This is a genomic window from Chitinophaga agri (assembly GCF_010093065.1).
Taxonomy (GTDB): Bacteria; Bacteroidota; Bacteroidia; order Chitinophagales; family Chitinophagaceae; genus Chitinophaga; species Chitinophaga agri.
On record NZ_CP048113.1, the window covers coordinates 3,606,792 to 3,632,141 of the forward strand.

Below are 25,350 nucleotides of genomic sequence, written 5' to 3' on the forward strand. Positions count from 1 at the left end.
AATTAACTAACTAACAACTGACTGAGACCGTAAGTAACGACTACGATCTGGAGCGAGATTAACTAACTATATGCTTTATTACTTATTTAACTATCTAAAATCATTAAACTTTAGCGGCAGCGGGATGTTCCAGTTCATCACGTTCCGGGTCACCATGGCATTGCTCCTGTCGTTGGCGATCTCTCTGTTATTAGGTAAGCGCATTGTAAAATATCTGCAACGCAAACAGATCGGCGAAACCATCCGTGATCTGGGACTGGCCGGAGAAAACTCCAAAAAAGGTACTCCTACAATGGGAGGTCTCATTATCCTCTCCTCTATTCTCATTCCCACCCTGCTGTTTGCACAGATCAAAACTGTGTATATATGGCTGATGCTGCTGTGTACAGTATGGCTGGGACTGATCGGCTTTCTGGATGACTACATCAAAGTGTTCAGGAAAAACAAGGAAGGACTTGCTGGTAAGTTTAAAGTGCTCGGACAGATAGGTCTGGGCATCATTATAGGTAGTACACTATATTTCAACGACAACGTAGTGATTTCCCGCGAGATCATCGGTGGAAAAAAACTGGCTTCGTATGAAAGAACAGTGAATCACCAGGAGAGAGTTACAAAAGATGGACACAGATTTGCAGATGTAAAAACACCTATCACGACCATCCCTTTTGTAAAGAACCATGAGTTCAACTATGCCAAACTGATCTCCTGGATGGGTCCTGGCGCAGAGAAATATACATTCATCCTGTATATCCTGATCGTGATCGTGATCATCACGGCAGTGTCCAACGGGGCTAACCTCACAGATGGACTGGATGGCCTTGCCACAGGAGTATCCGCGGTCATAGGTGTATGTCTGGGTATCTTCGCTTATGTATCGGGTAATATTCAGTTCGCTGAATATCTCAACATTATGTACATCCCCAACCTGGGTGAACTATCCATCTTCATCGCAGCCTTCGTAGGTGCATGTGTGGGTTTCCTCTGGTATAACGCCTATCCGGCGCAGGTATTCATGGGTGATACCGGAAGTCTTGCACTGGGCGGTATAATCGCCTCGATTGCGATCATTGTAAGAAAGGAATTACTGATCCCTATCTTCTGTGGTGTGTTCCTGGTTGAAAACCTCAGCGTCGTACTGCAGGTGTCCTACTTCAAATACACGAAGAAGAAATATGGTGAAGGCAGACGCATTTTCAGAATGTCTCCGCTCCATCACCATTATCAGAAACTGGGATATCATGAAAGTAAAATTGCGGTTAGATTCTGGATCGTTACCATTATCTGTGCAGCAGTATCTATAGCAACGTTAAAAATGAGATAAACATGCAAAAGAAACTCATCATACTTGGAGCCGGCGAAAGCGGTATCGGTGCTGCCCTTCTGGGGAAGCAGCGCGGGTATGATGTATTTGTCTCTGACGGCGGTGCTATAAAAGACATCTACAAACAGGAACTCGCAGTGAACCATATTCCTTTTGAGGAAGGGCAACACTCCTGGGATGTGATATTGAACGCAGATGAGATCATTAAGAGTCCTGGTATACCTGAGAAAAGTGAGTTGATGAAGAAAGTGCGTGAGAAACAGGTACCGGTGATCTCCGAAATAGAATTTGCCTACCGGTTCAGCAAAGACAGCAAAGTCATTGCGATCACTGGTAGCAACGGTAAAAGTACAACAACGGCGCTCACGTTCAACATCTTTGAAACTGCAGGATTACATGCAGCAATGGTGGGCAATATCGGTCTCAGTTACGCGAGACAGGTCGCTACGGCGCCAGCGGATTATTACATTGTGGAAGTAAGTAGTTTTCAACTGGACGATATCAGGGATTTCAAGCCTAACGTCGCTATTCTGCTGAATATAACGCCAGATCACCTGGACCGTTATGACTACAAAATGGCGAATTATGTGGCGTCAAAATTCCGCATAGCGATGAATCAGGGACCGGAAGATTATTTTGTGTATTGCGTTGACGACCCTGAGATCACCGGCTATCTGAAAGGGCATACTATTCATTCAACTACAATTCCGTTTACTATCATGGAACCATTAAAGCAAGGAGGGTTTATGACAAATGAACAAGTCAATATCCAGGTTAATGATGAGCCAATGATCGTATCAATGTATGATCTCGCATTGAAGGGCAAACATAACCTGTATAACTCAATGGCAGCGGGAATTGCTGGTCGCACGATGGATATCAGGAAGGAAAAGATCCGTGAGAGTCTCACTTCCTTCAAGAGCCTCGAGCACCGTATGGAATATGTAACGACGGTACGTGGAGTGGATTTCATCAATGATAGTAAAGCGACGAATGTAAACTCACTATGGTTTGCGCTCGAAAGTATGGAACACCCGGTCGTACTGGTCATGGGTGGTGTGGATAAAGGAAATGATTACAGCGCGATACAGGATCTCGTAAAAGAAAAAGTAAAAGCGATCATCTGTCTTGGTATTGACAATGCACCTATACAGGAAGCATTATCAGGCTATACACCGGTGATAATAGATACACGCAACATGAAGGATGCAGTGAATGCCGCCTTCGGACATGCCGAAAAGGGAGACGTTGTACTGCTCTCTCCTGCCTGCGCAAGCTTCGATCTGTTCAAGAACTATGAAGATCGCGGCAGACAGTTTAAAGAGGCAGTAAAAGAACTGTAACCAGCTTGTATCTGAAGCGTGATCTTCAGATAGACAGGCACCAAAAAAGTTGAGATGGACGTACTTCAGAGGACAAAAGGAGACAAAGTGATATGGACGATCGTGATCTTCCTGTCATTAGTCAGCCTGCTTGCTGTTTACAGCGCCACGGGTTCCCTGGCGTATCGTGAACAGGGAGGTCATACGGAGTACTATCTGTTCAAACAACTGAGTGTACTTGGAATGGGACTGGTGATCATCTATTTTGCTCACAGGGTAAATTATACAATTTACTCACGTGCGGCACAGATAGGATTTATCATCTCAATTCCGCTGCTGGTATATACACTGGCGTTTGGAAGTAACATTAACGATGCCGCCAGGTGGATACGCCTGCCGGTGATCAACCTGACCTTCCAGACATCGGATGTAGCCAAGCTGGCTATATTCATGTATGTGAGTCGTGAATTGTCCAAGCGTCAGCATGTGATCACTGATTTTAAGAAAGGCTTTCTGCCTATTATTATTCCGGTGTGTATCATCTGCATGCTGATCATGCCGGCAAACATGTCCACTGCATTGCTGCTGGGCGCCAGCTGCATGATACTGTGCTTTATCGGCCGGGTACCTCTCAGGTTCCTGGCTTCTATGGTAATAGGCGGTATTGTACTGGTGGGATTGTTAATTGGAATAGCAGTGGCGACAGGAAATCCGATGCGTCTGGAGACCTGGAAAAAGAGGATCGAACATTTCTCTTCATCAGATAAGGATGACATCCCTTATCAGGTACAGCAGGCTAACATTGCAATAGCAGGTGGTGGCGTACTTGGGAAAGGCCCTGGCAACAGTACCCAGAGAAACTTTCTTCCTCATGCGTATAGTGACTACATATACGCAACAATTATTGAGGAGTATGGTATATTTGGCGCCTTTTTGATATTGATGGCCTATATGTTGCTATTATTACGTAGCATCCGCATATACAGAAACTGTCCGTACGCATTCGGTGCATTTCTAGCAGTAGGTCTCAGCGTCACACTCGTCATACAGGCACTTACCAACATGGCAGTGAATGTAGGACTGTTTCCCGTCACAGGGGTGACATTGCCGCTGGTGAGTATGGGTGGTTCATCAGTCCTGTTCACCAGTCTGGCCATAGGTATCATACTAAGCGTATCCCGCAACGTAGAGGAACTGGAAGGCAAACGGTTAGAGCAGGAAAGGATCGCAAAAGTGATGGAAGAAAACGGTATGCAACCAGCAGCTTAACAACAAACTAAAAAATTAAATATAAATGCAACGCAGAATTATCATAGCAGGTGGCGGTACAGGAGGACACATCTTCCCGGCGATTGCCATTGCCAATGCGTTGAAGAAGATAGATCCGGAGACAGAGATCCTTTTTGTAGGTGCCAGGGGAAAGATGGAAATGGAGAAAGTGCCGCAGGCAGGCTATAAGATCGAAGGACTTGAAATAGCTGGTTTTAACCGTAGTAACATGTTTAAAAACCTGTTACTGCCCTTCAAATTATTAAAGAGCCTGGGACAGGCGCGCCGTATTATCAACGAGTTCAAACCACAGGCGGTGGTGGGCGTTGGCGGTTACGCAAGTTTCCCTATCCTGCGAAAAGCACAGGGTAAAGGCATTCCGACATTGATACAGGAACAGAACTCTTTCGCCGGAAAAGCCAATATGGTATTGGGGAAGAAAGCAAAGAAGATCTGTACCGGCTACGATGGCATGGAAAAATTCTTCCCTGCTGATAAGATCGTAGTTACCGGAAATCCTGTACGTGGCAATATCACACAGTCGTCCGTAACACGTGAAGAAGCAGCACAGCATTTCGGGCTGCAGCGTGGTAAAACCACTGTCTTCGCCGTAGGTGGCAGCCTTGGAGCTAAAGCCATCAACGAAGCACTGCATCCATTACTGGCTAGTTTTGTTGAGAAAGATATTCAGCTGATCTGGCAAACAGGTAAGCCTTATTTTGAGACAGCAAAAACGGCAGCAGCAGCTTACGCATCACATGTAAAAGTGTTTGAGTTCATTAATCTCATGGACTTTGCCTACAAAGCAGCTGATGTAGTGATATCACGTGCAGGGGCATTGGCAATAGCAGAACTCTGTGTGGTGAAAAAACCGGTCATATTCGTACCATATCCCTTTGCAGCGGAAGATCATCAGACCTTCAACGCGCAGAGCTTAGTAAATAAGAAGGCAGCCATCCTGATTAAAAATGATGACGCTGCCGCACAACTTGGGACAACATTATTCAGTCTGGTGCAGAATAAAGCACTGATGGAACAATTGGAAGAGAACATAGGAAAACTGGGCAATACCAACGCGGACATGGTCATCGCAAAACAGGTAATGGCATTAATAGGGTAATCAGTAACACGTAATTGAGAAAATGGATCTGAACAAAATAAAACGCGTCTACTTCATTGGCATAGGAGGCATCGGCATGAGCGCTATCGCACGATTCTTTAATGAGAATGGTGTGCATGTAAGCGGTTATGACCGTACTGAAACAGCATTGACCCGTCAGCTGGTGGAAGAAGGCATGGAGATCCATTATACGGATGATGTGGAACTGGCCGATAAACAGGCCGAACTGGTTGTATATACACCTGCCATTCCCGGCACTCACGCAGAGCTGATCTGGTTTGTTAAGCAGGGTTATGAAGTGGTGAAACGCAGCGATGTATTACAGGAAATCACAAAAGAACTATACGCGATCACCATTGGAGGTACCCATGGTAAGACCACGACCTCTACACTGATCGCACATATACTGAGGCATGCGGAATATGGTTGTAACGCTTTCCTCGGAGGCATCAGCGCCAACTATGACCGTAACTTCTGGAGCAGTACCAGACAGGTAGCTGTGATAGAAGCAGATGAATACGACCGTTCATTCCTGAAACTGCACCCTGATGTGGCAGTACTGACTGCCATCGACGCAGATCACCTGGACATCTACGGTACAGAAAAAGAAGTACAGGAAGCATTTATACAGTATACCCGCAATATCAAGGCAAAAGGCACACTGGTAGCAAAACTGGGTTTACACCGTGCAGCAGAACTGAAAGGAGACCACCATATCTGGTATCATCTGGACGATAGTAAAGCTGACATATATGCAGCCAATATACGCCCGGCAGAAGGTGGATACAGATTTGATGTAATACAGCAAGACTGGAAACTAACGGATGTCTATCTTCCTGTTGGTGGTACGCACAACATTGAGAATACCATCGCAGCTATTGCAGTAGCACACCTGCTTGGAATCACAGATGGACGTATCAAAGCCGCCATCGCTGACTTTAAAGGCATTAAACGCCGCTTTGAATACCTGGTGAAGAATGACTATCAGGTATACATAGACGATTATGCACATCATCCGGAAGAACTGCGTGCACTTATTACCAGTGCCCGTGCGTTATTCCCGGAAAGAAAATGTGTAGTGCTGTTTCAGCCGCATCTGTATACACGCACACGCGATTTCGCAGAAGGATTTGCAGAAAGTTTATCGCTTGCGGACGAAATATTACTGCTCCCTATATATCCGGCAAGAGAATTGCCTATAGAAGGTGTACATAGTGAGATGATCGCTAAGATGATCAGCAAACCTGTTCAGGTAATACAAAAAGAAGAAGTGCTCCCCTGGATAAAAGCGAACAGCGCTCCGTTATTTATCACAGCCGGTGCCGGAGACATAGATCAGTTCCGGGAAGCCGCAGAGGAAATACTAAATGGAAAAGGAATCGTGGAAAACGAAGCAATAAAAAAGAAAGCATAAACTGTAAAACACCCAATGCAAACAAAAACCCGTAAGGTATTAAGGCGAATTGGCACCACACTGCTCTGGACGGGCGTGCTGACCGGTTTTGTCATCTTACTGGTAGCAGCCGTACATGACAAGAACGACGGCAAATGCACCGGGATCGTTGTTAAATTACAGGGGGAGGACGATGCCAATTTCTTTATAGAGGAAAAAGATATTAAAGCTTTAGTAGCCAGAAATAAAGCAGCTAACCCTGTCGGAAAGGCTATTAAAAACATCAACACCGCCGAACTGGAACAGATCGTATCACGCGATCCATGGGTCAAAAAAGCGGAGATATTCATAGATAACCAGCGTAAGCTGAATATCAAAGTAACACAGCGGGAACCCCTGGCGCGTGTATTCACAGCAAGTGGTAACAGCTTTTATTTTGATAAGGATGGAGACCGTATACCGGTATCCGCCCGTTACGCCGCCCGCGTACCGGTGTTCACAAACTTCCCTGCAGATGCAGCAAAACTGGCAACAGCAGATAGCATCGTAGCAGCAGGTATTATGGCACTGGGTAGCTTTATTCAGGAAGATCCGTTCTGGTCTGCGCAGATCGCACAGATAACGGTCACTCCGGGGCGTGAGTTTGAACTGATCCCGAAACTGGGCGATCATGTGATCGTATTCGGCGACGGAGCAAACGTGGAAAAGAAGTTCAGTAAATTGCTGGCGTTCTATAAAGAGGGACTGAATAAAGTAGGCTGGAACAATTACGCGAAGATTAATGTTGCTTATGACAATGAGGTTGTATGCACAAGAAGAACAGGAGAGGAATTGTCAAAAAAACTGGCTACCGAAGACAGCGCGCGTATTGCCAGATTAAGTGATTCTTCTGACGGATTGCGGATACACCAAGATGAAGTAAAGCACGCGGGAACAACATCCACGACAAAAGCGCCGGCAAGGGTAGTTACAGCCAGGCCGTCGCTGACAAAACCGAAAGTACAAAAGGGACCGGCGTCCAACAAAACGACTCCGAAGGCTGTGTATAAACCGGTTAAACAATCTGTCAACACAACAAAAAACAATAGAACGCCATGAATCAGGAAGCTCCCATCATTGTAGGTCTGGATATTGGCACTACAAAGATTGCTGCCATTGCAGGCAGAAAGAATGAATACGGGAAACTGGAAATCCTGGGATTCGGTAAAGCCCCGTCGTTCGGCGTGCAGCACGGTATGGTGCTGAATATCGACCAAACGATCAAGGCTATCCGTCAAGCACTCGAGAATTGCTACGCTTCTAATCCGAATCTCGAAATCAATGAAGTATACGTTGGTATCGCAGGTCATCATATTAAAAGTCTGCAGACACGCGGAGATATCGTTCGTGCCGATACCGACGCTGAGATCTCGCAGCAAGACATTGATCAGCTGATCAATGACCAGTATAAAACAGTGATTCCCGCCAGTGATCAGATCATTGACGTGATACCGCAACAGTATATCGTGGATAGCCTCCAGAACATCACTTACCCTATTGGTATGTCGGGTGTAAAGGTCGGCGCTAACTTCCACATCATCACAGGTGATAAGAACGCTATCCGTAACATCAACCGCAGCGTGGAGAAATCTGGTCTGAAAATACATGACCTGGTGTTGCAGCCACTGGCATCCGCAGCAGCTGTTATGTGTGATATGGACTTCGAAGCCGGTGTAGCAATTGTAGATATCGGTGGTGGTACAACGGACCTCGCTGTGTTCTATGAAGGTATACTGAAACACACAGCCGTGATCCCATACGGTGGTGAGAATATCACCAACGATATTAAGAACGGGCTGGGTGTACTGAAAACGCAGGCAGAACAAATGAAGGTGCAATTTGGTTATGCATTAGCAGACGAAGCTAAAAGTAACGCCTATATCACCATTCCTGGCCTGCGTGGTCAAAGCCCGAAAGAAATTTCTGTGAAGAACCTGGCCCACATCATACAGGCTCGTATGAGTGAGATCATGGACTTCGTGGTGTATCATCTGAAACAGATCGGTATGGACAATAAAATGCTGAATGGCGGTATTATCCTGACTGGTGGAGGTTCTCAGCTGAAACATCTGATACAGTTAACAGAATACACAACTGGTGTAAGCGCACGTATCGGTTATCCGAACGAACATCTGGCAAGTGGTCATATCGAAGAACTGACAAGGCCAATGTATGCGACCTGCGTAGGTTTGATACTCAAAGGTTACAATGACTATGAGAACGACCGCAGAGCACTGGAAGAAAACTTTGTAAAGGTTAGCACTGGTGCGGCACCTAAAGAACAGACAGGTAAGACAGTTAATCTGTCGGACGAAAGCTGGGAAGACGATGAGCCTACTGTTGAACAGATTCAGGAACGAAAGGCCAGAGAACGGAATGCTTCGCTGAAAACATTCCTGGACAGGATGAAGACAAAGATCATAGACATGTTCACGGAGGAAGAAGATGCGAAACTTTAACAGGGGTATTATCGGATATGGCGCAATTGTTGCAGCCACAAACGATTTAAAAATCAAGTAATTAATAGCGGATAATTAATAACGTAAGAAGACGACACTTGTGGGCATTATTAATTATACACACTAACCCATAAAAGAGATAGAGTCATGATACATTTTGATCTTCCCAAAGAAAAATCTTCCATCATCAAGGTGATAGGCATTGGTGGTGGTGGTAGCAATGCGGTGAACCACATGTTCAACCAGCGCATTGAGGGTGTGAATTTTATCATCTGCAATACCGATGCACAGAGTATCACAAACAGTCCTGTGCCCAACAAGATCCAGTTGGGACCACATTTGACGCAGGGTCTTGGTGCAGGAGCTAATCCGCGCATCGGTGAACAGGCGACGGAAGAATCCTTTGAAGAAATCAAAAAGATCTTAGAGGTGAATACCAAAATGGCCTTCATTACCGCGGGCATGGGTGGTGGTACCGGTACCGGTGGCGCACCTATTATCGCACGCATATGTAAGGAACTGGGTATTCTCACGGTGGGTATTGTTACAACGCCCTTCTCATACGAAGGGAAGAAGAGGATGGCTCAGGCAGAAGAAGGTGTTAACAGATTGAAAGATTATGTTGATACGCTCCTGATCATTTCTAATGACAAACTGCGCCAGAAATACGGCGATCTGAAATTCAAGGCAGCTTTCGAAAAAGCAGATAACGTACTTGCTACAGCGGCAAAATGTATTACGGACGTGATCAACTCTACTGGTCAGATCAACGTCGACTTTGCCGATGTGTGCACAGTTATGCGTAATGGTGGTGTAGCGATCCTCGGTGCGGCTACTGCAGAAGGTGAAAACCGCGCGCAGAAAGCGATCGAAGAAGCACTGACATCTCCACTGTTGAATGATAACGATATACATGGTGCTAAATGGATACTTATCAACATTTCTTCCCAGGAAGGTGAGTTTGAACACACCCTGGATGAAATGGATACTATCCAGGCCTATGTTCAGAGCCAGGCAGGCGAGGATTGCGATGTGATCCTTGGTGTCGGTTATGACGAATCACTCGACAGAAAACTGGGTGTGACCATTATTGCTACCGGATTTGAACAAAAACCGATTCAGCAGGTAAAAATGGCACCACAGGATCCTTCCCGCGTACAGCCTAAGATTGTCATGCAACTTGGCCAGGACGGTGATGAAAACAAGATGAACAGCAATTTCAGACAGGAATCGCTTTTCGTTGAACCGACGGACCATATGGCTCCCCGTCTGGTAGAACCTGTGGTGACTCAGCCAGCAACCAACTTCCCTCCTGCTAATCCTGCACAACCGGAGAGACTGAACTACACGCTCAATGTTGAGCCGGTAGGCAACGCTCAGCCGATGGCAGGTTATGGAGGCAATGTAAATGTCATACAGCCTAATTCTCCCGCAGGTGGCTATCCTGCAGGACCGGCGTACATCTACATTGAACCGGGAAGTAATACCCCTGCCTCTGATCTTCCAGAGATGAAAATCGTATTCAGAGACGAAGAAAAGTCTCCTGAAGCGCCTTCAGAAGTGCATCTGCATGCATTCGAAGAACAACTGGAAGAGCAGAAACGTAAACAGGCTGAACGCGTTGCTAAACTGCGCAGTATCAGCTTTAACGTGAAAGGCATTGAGAACAATGCAGAAATGGAGAATGTTCCTGCCTATATCCGTCGCAATATCAACCTTGATAACGGCGCGGGTTCAGCGGAGAATTTCTACTCTAATTATACTGTTTCCGATGGTCAGAATAACCAGGCAGAAATCAATACGATTAATACCTTTTTAGATGGGAAAAAACCCGATTGATCTATTCGGACGTTTGATTGTTTTTTAGTTGTGTTAAAAAAAGTCCTCCGGTTCCCCGGAGGACTTTTTTTATGCACTTTCAATCAGATATATGATCAGCAACAGGCTGACCAGAAAGATAAAGGCTGTCAGGACTGTGATCAGCAAGGAAGAATGCTGATATACACCCTGGCGCAACTGCTTTTCTGTTCTTCTGTAACGGATATAGGAAAGCACTGTCGTTACCGCTCCTACTGCTACCAATGATACCCCTGCAATCGCAGAATAACCTCTTGAAGGAAGCATATATTCCTTTCCCAATGCAAGAGATAGTTGCTTGACAAAAAGTGAAAATTTGACCACTACAAAGCCAAATGCCATGATACCAATACTCGTCCTTGTCCAGGCGAGAAGCGTACGCTCATTAGCAAGATGATCACTGGCAGCGCCATGCTGTTTGGGTTCGGACATAAGTGAAATGATTTTGGAAAAAGCAGCAAAGCATGTTCCATAATGATGTAACCGATTATAAAATCATCCACCGTTTGCCTAATTCTATCCATTTCCTGCCGCCTGCTTCTGTCGTAAATTTGCTATATGCAAAAGACAGTAAACAAGGTTGTAAGCAACCATCCGATAAATGGCGCTGTGAGCGATTACTATTACTACAGTCCTTTGCCCTATCAGGACGGTAAGGCAACGGATCCATTCCTGCTCTTACATCACCACGGCCCGATGACATTACCGCCTGACAACAGCGGAATGCCCTTCGGTCCACATCCTCACAGAGGATTTGAAACAGTTACCTGGATTATCAGCGGGCACGTTGTGCACAAGGATTCTCATGGTTACCACAGCAAAATTGATGCAGGTGGCGTACAATGGATGTCAGCCGCAAGGGGACTTATCCACAATGAATATGTAGAAAAGTCATTTAAAGAAGAAGGTGGTGATTTAGAACTGTTACAGCTCTGGATCAATCTGCCCGCCAAACTGAAAATGACACCCGCTAAATATACCGGTCTGCAGAAACAGGATATTCCTGTTATCAGCGCAGACGATGATAAAGTGCAGGTAGCTGTCGCAGGTGGTAACTGGAATGGCCATAAGGGAGCTATTCAGTCCCTTACGGGTGTCAATGCCGCCCTTATCAATATGAAGGCCGGAGGTAAAGCAGCCATCGATGTAGCGACTAACAGGCATATACTGTTTTATGTACTGAGGGGTGACGTGACTGTGAACGGTCAACCTGCCGGAGACAGATCACTGGTACTTTTTGACAATGACGGAGATACAATTAATATAACAGCCGGAACTGATGCCATTATCTTGTATTGTGACGGCGAACCGCTGAATGAGCCGATTGCATGGCATGGACCCTACGTAATGAATACCCAGACAGAGATTATGGAAGCAATGCGTGACGAAAGAATGGGAAAATTCGGGTTCTATATTGACTAAAAAATGAAAGGCCGGCAATATTGCCGGCCTTTTCTATGAGATATTAAGAATGTATGATCCTTCGTAACTGCAGGTTCGTAACAGGCGCCACTACCAGCGGATATTTCTCTATCGTTACATAGCTGGAATCGAGCCCGAAACCACGCTCTTCTGATAAGCTGATCTTTTTCAGGAAGAAATACATCCGCATTACCAGTCGCTCGTACAACGGCAGGTCATTATCATGCGACAGGAATTTCTCCATCACGATAAACTGGAAGTCTCCCACTACATTATTCTTACTCAATGATTCGTAACGGCTGGTGATATTCACCTCCTTGTTACGTACCATATCTTCCACTACCATACGGAACATCAGGTTAATACGCTGTTCCACCTTGAAGCCAAGTCTGAACTCTACCCTTATCACCTCATTCGGTATAATGGTTTGTACAGAGTATTCACTCAGATAGGGTTCATCCACAACATCCACATGCACGAACCAGTAGATGTCCGCCCGTTTCGGCTTTTTATTCAGGATGGAATAGATGATCTTATGTTCTATCTCCTTCGGATTATCCGCGCTACTCATATATACAAGATGGGTAGCATATTTCGGAATGGTACTGTCGTTACTCAGTTCCTGTATCACCGGCAGGTGATCTTCCAGTTTAACGAACTCCACATACCGGTTTTTGATCTTACGTGATTTGTACCAAACCATCATGATCAGGAAGAGTATTCCCGCCACGATCACGGTCACATAACCACCGTGCATGAACTTCACCAGGTTTGCGAAAAGGAAGGAAAATTCAAGCGTAAAAAAGGTCACCAGGTAGATCAGGATCAGGCTTAATCTCACCCTTCGTGTATAAAGGTAGAAGGCAAAGAGACAGGAGGTCATCAGCATACAGATGGTGATAGACAAACCGTAAGCCGCCTCCATGGAACTGGATTCTTTAAAGATCAGTACGATAGCCACACAACCGACAAACAACATGGTATTGATACCGGGGATGTACAACTGACCACGCATTTCTGTAGGGTAGTTGATCTTCAGTTTAGGCCACAGGTTGAGCCGCATGGCTTCTGATATGAGGGTGAACGACCCTGATATTAACGCCTGACTGGCAATAATGGACGCCAGCGTAGCGATCAGCACACCGAATATGACAAACCATTCGGGCATGATCGCAAAGAATGGGTTGGTGTCTTTAGGGATGACCTGTCCTTTCTGCGTCAGCAGCCAGGCACCCTGACCCAGGTAGTTAAGGATCAGACAGGCTTTTACAAAGGTCCAGGATACCCGGATATTACCTTTCCCACAGTGACCAAGATCGGAATACAATGCTTCCGCCCCTGTCGTACATAGAAAGACCGCTCCGAGGATCATAAAGCCTCTGGGATAGGTAGTAAGGAGTTTGATGGCGTAGTGCGGGCTGAAGGCCTTGAATACGGACACATCATCGACAATATGGGAGAGTCCCAATACACCCAGCATGGAGAACCAGATCACCATGATGGGACCGAACAATTTACCAATAGAGACCGTACCAAACTGTTGTACTACGAACATTAAAGTGATGATGGTCAATACGATCTTTACGATAGTCCATTGACTGAGGTCTTTAAAAACTTCCAGGGTACGTAAACCTTCAATAGCAGATGTAACGGTAATAGGTGGGGTGATGATACCGTCTGCCAGCAGTGCGGCGCCCCCGATCATCCCAAAAGTAACGGCCCATTTGGCATGTCTTCTTACTAACGCATATAAAGAGAAGATCCCACCCTCACCTTTGTTATCGGCACGGAGTGTCAGGATCACATACTTGATAGTCGTTTGTAAAGTCAGGGTCCAGATGATACAGGATATACCACCGATTACCAGGAGGTCGCTTACGGGATTATTACCTACAATGGCCTTGAAAACGTATAACGGAGAGGTTCCAATGTCACCGTAAATAATACCTAAGGCAACTACTAAACCGGCCAGGCTAATCCTGTTAATGTCTTTTCTCACGAAATATGTATTTAATAAAAAAGCCACCAAAGGTAGGTGGAATTGTGAAGATGTGCAAAATTATTAAAAATACCGGGGGCATAAAAAAACCCCGTCTCTAATGAGAGACGGGGCCTTATATCTTCTTAGTGATACACTATTAGTTAGCTGGAGCTAAATCAACAGTTGTAGATTCACCAGGAGTGTTTTGTTTGATGAAGCGACCGCGATCGATACCTTGTTTATCAGCCAGGTAGTCGATAACTGCGTCAACTCTTCTGCTGCTCAGGTCAACACCACCTTTCTTAGCCTTAGCACCAGCGTGACCGGTAACCAGGATGTTACAAGATGGGTTAGATTTCAGGGTAGAAGCAACGCTAGCCAGGATAGCTTCGTTGTCAGAAGCAACCTTAGTTGCGCTACCTTTGAAGCTTACGCTAGGCAGAACCAGTGTGTTACAAGCTGGTTTGTTATTGATGTCTTTGCAGCACTCAGGATCTGGGCATTTACCAACACCGTCAGCGTCAACTGGCTGGCAGTAAGAAGGAGTAACCAGCTGTTTGTCTTTGTAGTCAGGAACGCCATCACCATCAGTATCTTTAGCTACACCGTGAACATCAACTGGAGCACCAGCTGGTGTGTTAGGCTCGCGATCGAACTGGTCAGTAACGCCATCGCCATCAGCATCAGGCAGAACTGGAGTAGGCAGTTTCATGTGACGAGGAGAACTCAGCTCGTTGTAAGCGTAGTTCAGTGGGTTTACCCAATACAGTGGCTCAACGCGTTTTGCAGAGTTACCCAGGTTGAAGTTCAGACGAACGCTGGTGTAGCTGAATGCATCTTTGTGGTTGCTGTATGGGCTGGAGTAACCGTCCAGATAGTCATCAAAGTATAAAGTATATTTCTCTTCGATACCGATGTTGAAACGTTTAGAAACTCTGAAAGCGATACCAGTACCGAAATCAGCACCATGACGTAACAGGGCGTTGTCATCTCTACGACCGATGTTACCTCTGTTACCCTGAGATGGAGCGTTCTGCTCGTAATCTCCGTCGAACAGGTTTTTCAGCTGGTCTTTAATGTCCTTACGTGGAGCACTGAAGTTGATACCAGAGAAATCGTAACCCTGACCGTTTGCGTTTAACGCATCAACGTCAACGTCGATCAGACCCAGGCTGTAACCACCAAATACATACCAGTTGATTTTTGGCTGTGCTTTGTAGAACAGGATGTTGCTCAGAGAAGCCATCAGGTCCAAAGACAGCTGGTGAGTTGCAGTTTTGTAGTTAGCAACGATGTTACCACCATTTTGAGCTGCAGTAGCACCCCAAGCTGTGCTGTTATTGAAGGATGCAGGTCTTAATCTGTAGTCCATGCCTTTATCGAAAGAACCGGTGTACTCAGCTCTTACAGATATAGTGTGGCCCAGTGATTTTCTCAGGGAAACACCACCACCGAAACCTGGTCTAGCCGGGATAGTACCGTTGATCAGGTGCAGACCGCCGTGGAAACCTAATTCCCACATATCACGTGGTTTAGCAGGGAAGTCGTGCTGATGATTGGAGAAATTGTTCTGTTGCGCCTGTCTTGATGCTGGTACCTTAGTTGAATCCAGGGCATCGAACACAGGGGTAACTTGTGCAAAACCGGAGGACGCCGCTAAGAGACTCATAGCGCCTGCCAGTAATAAGTACTTTTTGCTTGCCATAATTGTTTTCTATTTAAAAACTGTTAAAAATTTACTAATAACCCGTTTTTTACCCAGCAAAGGTAAAATTCTCAAATGAATATTCAAATTTTTGTTACAATATTATTTTCATTGATAACTAGTTAACTACTAGCGCTTAGGCAAAACAAATGTTATACCTTAACTTGCCTGGTATATAACGAATAAGCATATTTGTTATAACTAAAACAACGTAATGTTAAAGTTATGTTACACCGATATATACAAATTAAGGGCCAATTTGTTAAAATTTGACTTTTAAAGCATAGCTTAGCAATCTTTTTAAAGCACCTATGGACGAAATTAAACACCTGATCAGTAAGGAATTACAAGATTTTGAAAGCAAATTCTCTGACGCTGTAAAAAGTCATGTCCCATTGCTGGACAGGATAATGCATTACATCGTTAAACGAAAAGGCAAGCAGATCAGACCCATGTTTGTGCTACTATCAGCAAAACTCTTTAATAATAATATAGAGGAAAGCACATACAGAGCTGCGGCACTCGTAGAATTACTGCATACCGCCACGCTCGTTCATGATGATGTAGTCGATGATGCCAATGAACGTCGCGGCTTCTTTTCTATCAATGCGCTCTGGAAAAACAAAATAGCCGTACTGGTAGGCGACTACCTCCTCTCCAAAGGACTACTACTTTCAGTAAACAACAATGAGTTCCGTTCTTTAAAGATCCTCTCAGAAGCCGTAAAGGAAATGAGTGAAGGAGAACTCCTCCAGATAGAAAAGACCCGTAAGCTTAATATTAAAGAAGATATATACTTCGAGATCATCCGTCGTAAAACAGCTTCCCTCCTCGCCTCTGCCTGCTCGGCCGGTGCCTGGAGCACTACCAACGATGATGAGATCACAGAAAAGATGCGCCTGTTCGGTGAGAAAGTGGGTGTAGCCTTCCAGATCAAAGACGACCTCTTCGACTATGGTACCGATAAAATAGGTAAGCCTACCGGGATAGATATACGCGAAAAGAAAATGACGCTCCCGCTCATTTATACATTAGAACACGCCACGCCTGAAACCCGCAGATATATTATTAATATAGTAAAGAACCATAACACTGATAAGGACCGGGTCGCAGAAGTGATCGAGCTAGTGAAAAAATCAGGCGGTATCGAATATACAAGAGATAAAATGTTCCAGTACCGTGATGAAGCCCTCGCTATCCTGCACAGCTTCCCGGAAAATGATATCCGTGCCGGATTGGAAACATTAGTAAGATATACAACCGATCGTACTTTTTAACCAATAAAAACTTATCTTCCGACAATAACGAATTCTTTTCACAACCACTTTAGATACTAACTCACGCATTAATGCAGAAACGCTGGACAGTCCGATCTTATCAACCTAAACAGGAAGCATTGCTCCAGTCGTCGCTTCGTATACATCCGCTGTTGTGCAGACTCCTCGTACAGAGAGGTATGCATACCTACGATGAATCCCGCCTCTTCTTCCGGCCTACACTAGCCGATCTTCATGACCCCTGGCTCATGAAAGACATGGACAAAGCTGTATCCCGTATAGAACAGGCTTTCTTTCGCCGTGAAAAGATCCTCGTATTCGGAGACTATGACGTAGATGGCACCACTGCCGTCGCTACCGTCTATGACTTCCTGCACTCCTTTTATGATAATATAGAATTTTATATCCCTCACCGTTATAAAGAGGGATACGGTATCTCCAAACAGGGTATAGAATATGCCCGGGATAACGAGTTCACACTTATCATTGCACTGGATTGCGGTATTAAAGCTATTGATCAGATCAAATGGGCGGCGGATAATGGCATTGACTTCATCATTTGTGATCATCACCTGCCTGATGCTATCCTCCCCCCTGCTGTCGCTATATTAAATCCGAAACAATACGACTGCCCTTATCCTTATAAAGAATTAAGTGGTTGTGGTATCGGATATAAACTCATCTCCGCTTTCGCTCAAAAGAAAGGCCTGCCCGATGAAACAGTACACCGCTATCTCGATCTGGTAGCTACCAGCATCGCTGCGGATATCGTTCCAATGACCGGTGAAAACCGCGTAATGGCTTTCCATGGCCTGAAGAAAGTGAACTCTGCTCCACTGCCAGGCATACAGGCGCTGATTGAACTCAGCGGACTGAAAGAAGAACTGACCATTTCCAACCTAGTATTTGTTATCGCACCCCGCGTGAACGCTGCCGGTCGCATGGACGATGCAAGAAAAGCTGTCAACCTGTTCGTGGAAACAGATAAAGACAAGGCAATGGAGATCGCTAAAGTATTACATGCTGATAATTTCGACAGAAAGGAAATAGATGGCAACATCACGAAAGAAGCGGTAGAACTCTTACAGAACGATCTTACATTACAGGACAAAAAGTCTACTGTTTTATATAAACCCGACTGGCACAAAGGTGTCGTAGGGATTGTCGCCTCGCGGCTGATCGATAAGTATTACTATCGTCCCACCGTTATTCTTACTCTCAGTAACGATAAAGTAGCCGGCTCTGCACGCTCTGTGACAGGCTTCAATGTGTACGAGGCTATCCATCAGTGTAAAGACCTGCTTGAAAACTATGGTGGACATTTTTATGCGGCAGGGATGACACTGAAACCAGAAAATGTGGAAGCATTTCAGCAAAAGTTTGAACAGGTAGTGGCAAAAACCATCAACCCTGATCTGCTGGTGCCCGAGATAGTGATCGATACTGAAATTCAGCTGAAAGATATTACACCTGCATTCTTTAATATCTTACGTCAGTTCGAGCCACTGGGACCGGAAAACCTGCGTCCTGTTTTCCTGGTGAGAAATGTAGTGGACAGTGGCTACTCCCGTCTTGTAAAAGATGAACATATTAAGTTCTCCGTGAAACAAGGCAGATCGCATAACTCATTAACGGGCATAGGATTCTACATGTCCGAAAAATTCCACATCGTGAGCAGTAAACAACCTTTTGATATGGCCTTTACAATCGATGAAAACGAGTGGAACGGCAAAATGAACCTTCAGCTGAAAGTCATCGATATCAGGGCACATAACTAAGTAATACTACTTACGCTACCTTATTATAAAATGAACGGATAACTGTTGCTAATACAACAGTTATTTTTTTTGCTGTAATAACCAGGTATACAATGCCGGATCTGCATAGGCGTTTGTCCATGCATCATGTCCACCTGTAGGACTCTCTGTATATTTCACCAGATCGTTACCACACACCTTCAGTGCATTCACCATGTCCCTTGATCCTGATACCGCTACAGTCGGATCATTGGCATTATGAAATGCCCATGTAGGCATCTTCTTCAGTACACAGGCCTGTGAAGGTGTACCAACACCACAGATAGGTACAATAGCCGCAAACTTATCAGGGCTTGTCTGTGCCCAGTTCCAGGTGCCGTAACCACCCATACTCAACCCTGTCAGATAAACCCTTGATGAATCTACATGGTATTTCTTCAGTACCTCTTTATATAACTGTTGCAGTACATCCGTATTCCACCAGGAAGCCGTACACTGCGGTGCAATCATTACAAACTGTTTGCCTTTCACCACTTTAGGCAGTCCTACATTCCTGATCTCATTGATGTTATTACCGATTTCGCCAACGCCGTGCAGGAAAATAACGATCGGCCATTTGTATGTTTTCTTCTCATTATAGCTATCCGGAATGTACAACAGGTATTCATTTATATTTCCCTGTGTGTAATCCATTTTTTGAACAGTTACGCCGGGAGTCTGCGGAGTAAATACATCTTCTTCCCGTGGGTCAGGAATAGTATCTGTTCCAGCACCGCCGCCGGGTATTGCAGCGTCATTCTTCCCGGAACATGCCACGATATTACCCAATACTGCAATGAGTAGCACATAGATAAATCCCTTAATTGTTGTTCTTTTCATATGTGTGGCTAAAATGAAAAAATCCCGTCTCATGCGCGATGAGACGGGATTCCGGTTGACAATGTTACTGCAAACCTACTATAATGTTTCCTTATTTAAGGGATTAATTTTTCTTTTCTGCACTCATTAATTCAACACTTCTGTTAACGAATGCAGTCAGATCAGCACCGGTCAGCAGGTTCTGCGACAAGAGTGCGAGATCCGCCAGATTGCGTACCTGTTTCTGCTGTTTATCGTTATCACTTTCATCCAGGATCTGCTGATAGATCGGGTGATTCGCATTAACAGTCATGTTGATCTCATCGGGCATATTAGCATACCAGCTCATACCTGCGCCACCTACTGCTGCCATATCTTTCATACGACGCATAAATTCAGGACGGGTTACGATCACCGGCTGCGCATCTACACTCAAACCTTTCAGTTCTACCTTCACATGCTGCTGAGGAATATGTCCGAACAGTTCTTTCAGTTTTGTTTCCTGGTCGGTCGTCAGTACGCTTTCTGATTTCTCGTCAACATTGATCAGGTTATCTGCGATGTCAGCATCCACACGGGTAAACATCATGTTATCCCATCTTGGCTCCATATTGTTGATGAACGCCGCATCCACAATATTATCCAGCTTCACGATCTTATAACCTTTGTTCTTCGCTGCCTGTATATAACTATCCTGCTGAACTGCATTTGTAGCATACAGCACTACCAGTTTGTTGTCTTTGTTCGTCTGCAGTGCAGTCGCTTCTGTCTTATATTCTTCGAGTGTATAGAACTTACCTGGCTCGGTGATATCTTCCAGTAACAGGAACTTGTTCGCCTTCTCAGAGAACTTATCATCTGTCATCATGCCATACTTGGCAAACAAACCGATAGATTCCCATTTCTCTTCAAAGCTCTTACGGTCGTTGCGGAAGATCTCATCCAGCTTATCAGCTACTTTCTTAGTGATATAAGAACTGATCTTTTTCACATTCGGATCTCCCTGCAGGTAGCTACGGCTCACGTTCAGCGGAATGTCCGGACTGTCGATCACACCATGCAGTAACATCAGGAACTCAGGAACGATGTCTTTTACTTCATCGGTGACGAATACCTGGTTAGAGTACAGGCTGATCTTGTCTTTCTGTACTTCAAAGCTCTTGCCGATCTTAGGGAAATAGAGAATACCGGTCAGGTTGAACGGATAATCCACATTCAGGTGGATCCAGAACAACGGCGCTTCTGCATATGGATATAATTCTTTGTAGAAGTTCTGATAATCTTCAGTTGTCAGATCTGCTGGTTTCTTTGTCCATGCAGGATGTGTATTATTCAGCTGCTTGTCTGCATATTTCACAGGTACTGGCAGGAACTTACAGAATTTCTCAAGGATGGTCTGAATGCGGTGCTCATCCAGGAACTCTTCACTCTCTTCGTTTATGTGCAGTACGATGTCAGTACCGCGGCTTTCCTTGCTGGTCTCTTCCAGTGTATATTCAGGACTGCCATCACACTCCCAGCGTACAGCAGTGGTATCTGGTTTGTGAGATTTTGTGAAGATCTCTACTTTGCTACTCACCATGAAGGAAGAGTAGAAACCCAGACCAAAATGACCGATGATGTTAGCACCATCTGTCTGGCCTTTGTATTTGTTCAGGAACTCTTCCGCACCTGAAAAAGCTACCTGATTAATATATTTATCTACTTCCTCTGCGGTCATACCCACACCCATATCTGATATGGTCAGTGTTTTTTTCTCTTTGTCTAACGTCACTGTAATTTCAGGGGTGCCCAGCTCACCTTTGAACTCACCTACACTCGCCAGTGTCTTTAATTTCTGCGTGGCATCCACCGCATTGCTCACCAGCTCGCGGATGAAGATCTCATGATCTGAATAGAGGAATTTCTTAATAATAGGAAAGATGTTCTCTGTCTGAACACGTATTGCGCCTTTCTGCATGGGTGTCAATTTTTAAAAGACGGAGACAAACGATATGCCAGCAGACAGTCTGCTGACAAACTGTCCGGAAGAAAGAGCAGATAGGGCCATTTTCAGGCAATCGCGTTACCCTCGCTTGTTCGTCGCTAGTTCGTCGCTTGTTCGTCCCTTCCGGCCCCAACTAGCAAAATGGCAGAACGGCCGCCGGCTTAACAAATAAATCATATCGCCGGCCTGCCAAGTCTAACACAAATGTTGTAGTTTTAACCTTCCTGACCCCGGTGAGTGTTGAGAACCAAATGTTTTACCCGCAACCCTTCTTCTAAACCTCATTTACATGAAAAGACATCTACTCCTTTTCTTTGCTGTGGCCTGTTTTGCCCGTGTACATGCACAAACGCAACCTGTTGCACAGCCTTTACCTTACCAGCAGTCTTTTGGAAGCCTTTCTCCTTCATCCACCACCTATCCTGACGGGTGGCACGGCTGGACCCTTTCCGGCTCCCCTGCTGGTAACTTCAATGTACTTCCACCGGCCTCAGACAAGCCGCTGACCACCGGAAGTGCATCCAGCACTGCCAATGGTGTGTATAACTATAATGGGAAACTGGGATTTCTGAACAGTGGCAGTGTGGATAACAGCCTGGTACTGGCCATCAGTACCAGCGGCCAGACGAACGTCGCCGTGCAGTATGACGTGATGACGCTTCGTAATCCATACGATGGCACTTACAATACCCGCATCAACGAAGTGACCCTCCAATACCGCGTGGGCAATACCGGCAATTTTACCAACATCACAGGTGTTGAATACCAGAATGGTACCACTACCCAGACAGGATCAGGGGTCACCGCTCCGCTGGATTCTGCTCACAGAGCCCTCGTATTGCCTGGAGCCTGCGACAATCAGCCATTGGTACAATTACGCTGGGTAAACCGCCAGATCAACGGCGCAGGATCACGGCCCTCGTTTGCGATTGACAATATTACCGCTGGCAGTGGCGGCGCGGATGTGACACCTCCTGCCATAGACAGCGTATGGCCTGCTAATCTCAGCACCGGCGTGTCTCCTACTGCGCAGCCTATCATCACTTTCTCTGAAAACGTAAAAGCAGGTAGCGGCTTTTTCATTATCCAGAATACCACTTCCGGCACGGCACAGCACATCCCGGCCAATAGTCCCATGCTGAGCTATAATGGCCGGAATGTAACGATCGCTGCCACTCTTCAGCCAAATCAGCATTACTACATCACCATAGGTAATGGTGCAGTGCTTGACCTGAGTGATAACGCTTTTGGCGGATTGACCGATTCAACTGCCTGGTCATTTACCACAGGTGCCCAGCAACTGACTTTCGACTTCAACGTTTGCGTGACGGGCAATATCACGGGCGGTTTCAGACAATATAGCACAACTGGTGCACAGCGCTGGGACTGTACCACTTTTGGCCGCAGCGGCAATGGCGTACAGATCAACGGTTACAGCAGTGGCGCGGTGTTAAATCAGGACTGGCTGATCTCTCCATCATTCGACTTAACAGGCTTTGACTACCCGCTACTAAACTTTTATAGCCGAACCGCCTTCGCGGGTCCTACGCTGCAACTGTTGGTCTCTACTGACTATGATGGCGTCAGTGATCCTTCTACTGCCACCTGGAGCCATGTATATGGTCGTTTTCCGGCAATCCTGTCAGATACCTGGAAGCTGTCAGACAGTATTAACCTTGCTGCTTTTAAACAACCACACGTATACTTCGCCTTTTTATATAACTCTTCTCCTGAAAAAGGCGCCGCCCGCTGGACGATCGACGATGTGTTCATCACCAACAGCACGTCCGCACCTCAACCGGCACTGGACCTGACCACTACCAGCCTCGACTTTGACTATGTTCTGGCAGGACAACCTTCCGCACCATTACCCGTGACATATGGCGCAGGTAACTTTACCAATGCGCTGACCATTACTTCTACCGGGAATTTTACAATCGCTGCAGATAGCACCAGCACTTACAGCCATACGGTCACTGTTACGCCGTCTTCACTGAACGGAGCCGGGACTGTCTGGGTGAAATTTACTCCTACCGCTGCTAACCAGGATTACACCGGCCACCTACAATTCTCTACCTCCGGTTCTACCTTCCCATCCGTGGCATTAGCCGGTACCAGCCGCCGTACCCTGAAGGTGGTGAACTGGAATATAGAATGGTTTGGCAGTCCGGTACAGAACCCAGCGAATGACAGTGTGCAACAGGCCAATGTAACCACCATCCTCAAAAAACTGGATGCCGACATATTTGCATTGGCAGAGGTAGTGGATACCGCCCGCTTCCGTGCGGTCGCTAATCAGCTGCCAGGATATAGCTATATTATTTCCGACTTCGGTTCTTATGCAGATAGTAGTAAAGATATCGACTATGTCAGCGCGCAGAAACTGGCCTTCCTTTATAAGACATCTGTTATCAGGGGTATCCGATCCTATGGCGTTTTACGTCAGGGTGGCAGCAGCAATGCTTATTATCATTGGTCGTCGGGCAGGTTCCCGTTCCTGTTTGAGGCAAAAGCCAGATTGAACAACGACAGTGCGCTCATCAATTTTGTGCTGTTACATGCCAAAGCAAATACAGGTAACACGGCCGATAAGATAGAGTCCTGGAACAGACGCCGAAACGGCGCGCTCGAATTGAAAGATTCCCTGGATGTGCAGTATCCAACGGCCAACCTTGTTGTACTCGGCGACTTCAACGATGCATTTGATAAGACCATTACTACCGAGCTGGCGCCTGACACTACCACCTCTTATATAGACTTCATTAATGACAGCATTCATTATAAACCGGTGACACTGCCTTTAAGTCTGCAGGGTAAGAAATCCACTGCATCTTATAATACGGTAATTGACAACGTCCTGATCTCGGATGAAATGGCGCTCAGTTATCTGCCGGGATCGGCAAAAGTGCGTATCGAGGTAGAAAACCTGGTGGGCAACTATGCCAGCACAACCACTGACCACTATCCGGTACAGACCAATTACGATTTACATGTGCTGGCGCATCCGGCTGATCTGACATTTGAAGCCACTGTGGACACGGGAGATGTGAAACTGACGTGGCGTACTCCTTACGAGCTGAATATCAGCAATTATATTATTCAACGTTCAAGAAACCAATCTCAGTTTGAATCCGTAGATACAGTGGTCGCGCACGGTACTACGTCACAGTCAGTTAATTATGAGGCATATGATACCCGTCCATGGTTAGGCGTATCTTACTACAGACTGAAAGTGACAGGGCTGGACGGCAAGGTGACCTACAGTGAAAATCAGCGGGTTATTGTAACAGTACGCGATCTTTTACAGAAACTCTTCTGGTGCATCTTTGGTCGTCAGTTGCAGATCTGGATCGATATGGAGAGAGGAGGACCCGCCCAGGTACAACTCGTTGATATGCAAGGTCGTATAAGACATCAGAGTCAAACGATCCTGAACAAGGGTAAAAATATCAAATCACTGGATATCAGCACTTTACCAAACGGCATTTATATTCTGCGCGTGCAGAGCATGGAAGGGACGCAGGTAACCAAAATACTCGTTAACCGTTGATCTTTTTGAAGAAACCATTAGAACGACAGCCGC

General features: G+C 45.8%; 17 protein-coding genes. 12 read left to right on the forward strand and 5 right to left on the reverse strand.

Going from position 1 to position 25,350, the window contains the following annotated elements:
* Positions 1 to 124 precede the first annotated feature (124 nt).
* The 8 genes from mraY to ftsZ all read left to right on the forward strand — a co-directional run bounded on the left by mraY (position 125) and on the right by ftsZ (position 10,762).
* Positions 125 to 1,321: a phospho-N-acetylmuramoyl-pentapeptide-transferase gene (mraY, locus tag GWR21_RS14215; RefSeq protein WP_238430370.1), complete on the forward strand. Its 1,197-nt coding sequence runs from the start codon at positions 125 to 127 to the stop codon at positions 1,319 to 1,321.
* Between the two features lie 2 nt (positions 1,322 to 1,323).
* Entirely contained in the window at positions 1,324 to 2,664 is a 1,341-nt protein-coding gene (murD, locus tag GWR21_RS14220) for a UDP-N-acetylmuramoyl-L-alanine--D-glutamate ligase (protein ID WP_162332390.1), read from the forward strand.
* A 54-nt stretch (positions 2,665 to 2,718) separates the two neighbouring features.
* Complete coding sequence (locus GWR21_RS14225) at positions 2,719 to 3,912, forward strand: FtsW/RodA/SpoVE family cell cycle protein (RefSeq protein WP_162332391.1); 1,194 nt, start codon at positions 2,719 to 2,721, stop codon at positions 3,910 to 3,912.
* 25 nt (positions 3,913 to 3,937) lie between these two features.
* Positions 3,938 to 5,032 carry an undecaprenyldiphospho-muramoylpentapeptide beta-N-acetylglucosaminyltransferase gene (gene murG / locus GWR21_RS14230; RefSeq protein WP_162332392.1) on the forward strand — a complete coding sequence of 365 codons (1,095 nt, stop codon included), beginning with the start codon at positions 3,938 to 3,940 and terminating at the stop codon, positions 5,030 to 5,032.
* A 22-nt stretch (positions 5,033 to 5,054) separates the two neighbouring features.
* The gene (gene murC, locus GWR21_RS14235; protein WP_162332393.1) at positions 5,055 to 6,446 is read left to right on the forward strand and encodes a UDP-N-acetylmuramate--L-alanine ligase; all 1,392 of its coding nucleotides are present in this window, start codon (positions 5,055 to 5,057) and stop codon (positions 6,444 to 6,446) included.
* Between the two features lie 15 nt (positions 6,447 to 6,461).
* Positions 6,462 to 7,523 (forward strand): cell division protein FtsQ/DivIB, encoded by a 1,062-nt coding sequence (locus GWR21_RS14240; protein WP_162332394.1) that lies wholly within the window; start codon positions 6,462 to 6,464, stop codon positions 7,521 to 7,523.
* Entirely contained in the window at positions 7,520 to 8,923 is a 1,404-nt protein-coding gene (gene ftsA, locus GWR21_RS14245) for a cell division protein FtsA (RefSeq protein WP_162332395.1), read from the forward strand. Before GWR21_RS14240 ends, ftsA begins: the two co-directional genes overlap by 4 nt.
* 147 nt (positions 8,924 to 9,070) lie before the next feature.
* The gene (ftsZ, locus tag GWR21_RS14250) at positions 9,071 to 10,762 is read left to right on the forward strand and encodes a cell division protein FtsZ (RefSeq protein WP_162332396.1); all 1,692 of its coding nucleotides are present in this window, start codon (positions 9,071 to 9,073) and stop codon (positions 10,760 to 10,762) included.
* Positions 10,763 to 10,831: 69 nt separating this feature from the next.
* Here the strand turns inward: ftsZ and GWR21_RS14255 are convergent, their stop codons facing one another.
* Positions 10,832 to 11,212, reverse strand: a complete 381-nt coding sequence (locus GWR21_RS14255) for a YidH family protein (protein ID WP_162332397.1) — start codon at positions 11,210 to 11,212, stop codon at positions 10,832 to 10,834.
* A gap of 126 nt (positions 11,213 to 11,338) precedes the next feature.
* Between GWR21_RS14255 and GWR21_RS14260 the strand changes: the two genes are divergently transcribed.
* The gene (locus GWR21_RS14260; RefSeq protein ID WP_162332398.1) at positions 11,339 to 12,202 is read left to right on the forward strand and encodes a pirin family protein; all 864 of its coding nucleotides are present in this window, start codon (positions 11,339 to 11,341) and stop codon (positions 12,200 to 12,202) included.
* Between the two features lie 43 nt (positions 12,203 to 12,245).
* Here the strand turns inward: GWR21_RS14260 and GWR21_RS14265 are convergent, their stop codons facing one another.
* Both GWR21_RS14265 and GWR21_RS14270 read right to left on the reverse strand, forming a co-directional pair.
* Positions 12,246 to 14,201, reverse strand: a complete 1,956-nt coding sequence (locus GWR21_RS14265) for a KUP/HAK/KT family potassium transporter (protein ID WP_202929088.1) — start codon at positions 14,199 to 14,201, stop codon at positions 12,246 to 12,248.
* A gap of 139 nt (positions 14,202 to 14,340) precedes the next feature.
* On the reverse strand, positions 14,341 to 15,888 hold the full coding sequence (locus tag GWR21_RS14270; protein ID WP_162332400.1) for an OmpA family protein: 1,548 nt from the start codon (positions 15,886 to 15,888) through the stop codon (positions 14,341 to 14,343).
* 311 nt (positions 15,889 to 16,199) lie between these two features.
* On the opposite strand from GWR21_RS14270, the gene GWR21_RS14275 reads away from it, so the two are divergent.
* Complete coding sequence (locus GWR21_RS14275) at positions 16,200 to 17,165, forward strand: polyprenyl synthetase family protein (RefSeq protein ID WP_162332401.1); 966 nt, start codon at positions 16,200 to 16,202, stop codon at positions 17,163 to 17,165.
* Between the two features lie 71 nt (positions 17,166 to 17,236).
* Positions 17,237 to 18,943, forward strand: coding sequence for a single-stranded-DNA-specific exonuclease RecJ (gene recJ, locus GWR21_RS14280; RefSeq protein ID WP_162332402.1), 1,707 nt, complete (start codon positions 17,237 to 17,239; stop codon positions 18,941 to 18,943).
* Positions 18,944 to 19,003: 60 nt separating this feature from the next.
* Here the strand turns inward: recJ and GWR21_RS14285 are convergent, their stop codons facing one another.
* Together GWR21_RS14285 and htpG are read right to left on the reverse strand one after the other, a co-directional pair.
* Positions 19,004 to 19,801, reverse strand: coding sequence for a carboxylesterase family protein (locus GWR21_RS14285; protein WP_162332403.1), 798 nt, complete (start codon positions 19,799 to 19,801; stop codon positions 19,004 to 19,006).
* 103 nt (positions 19,802 to 19,904) lie between these two features.
* Entirely contained in the window at positions 19,905 to 21,740 is a 1,836-nt protein-coding gene (htpG, locus tag GWR21_RS14290; RefSeq protein WP_162332404.1) for a molecular chaperone HtpG, read from the reverse strand.
* 316 nt (positions 21,741 to 22,056) lie between these two features.
* On the opposite strand from htpG, the gene GWR21_RS14295 reads away from it, so the two are divergent.
* Positions 22,057 to 25,317 carry an Ig-like domain-containing protein gene (locus GWR21_RS14295; RefSeq protein ID WP_162332405.1) on the forward strand — a complete coding sequence of 1,087 codons (3,261 nt, stop codon included), beginning with the start codon at positions 22,057 to 22,059 and terminating at the stop codon, positions 25,315 to 25,317.
* The last annotated feature ends 33 nt before the right edge of the window (positions 25,318 to 25,350 follow it).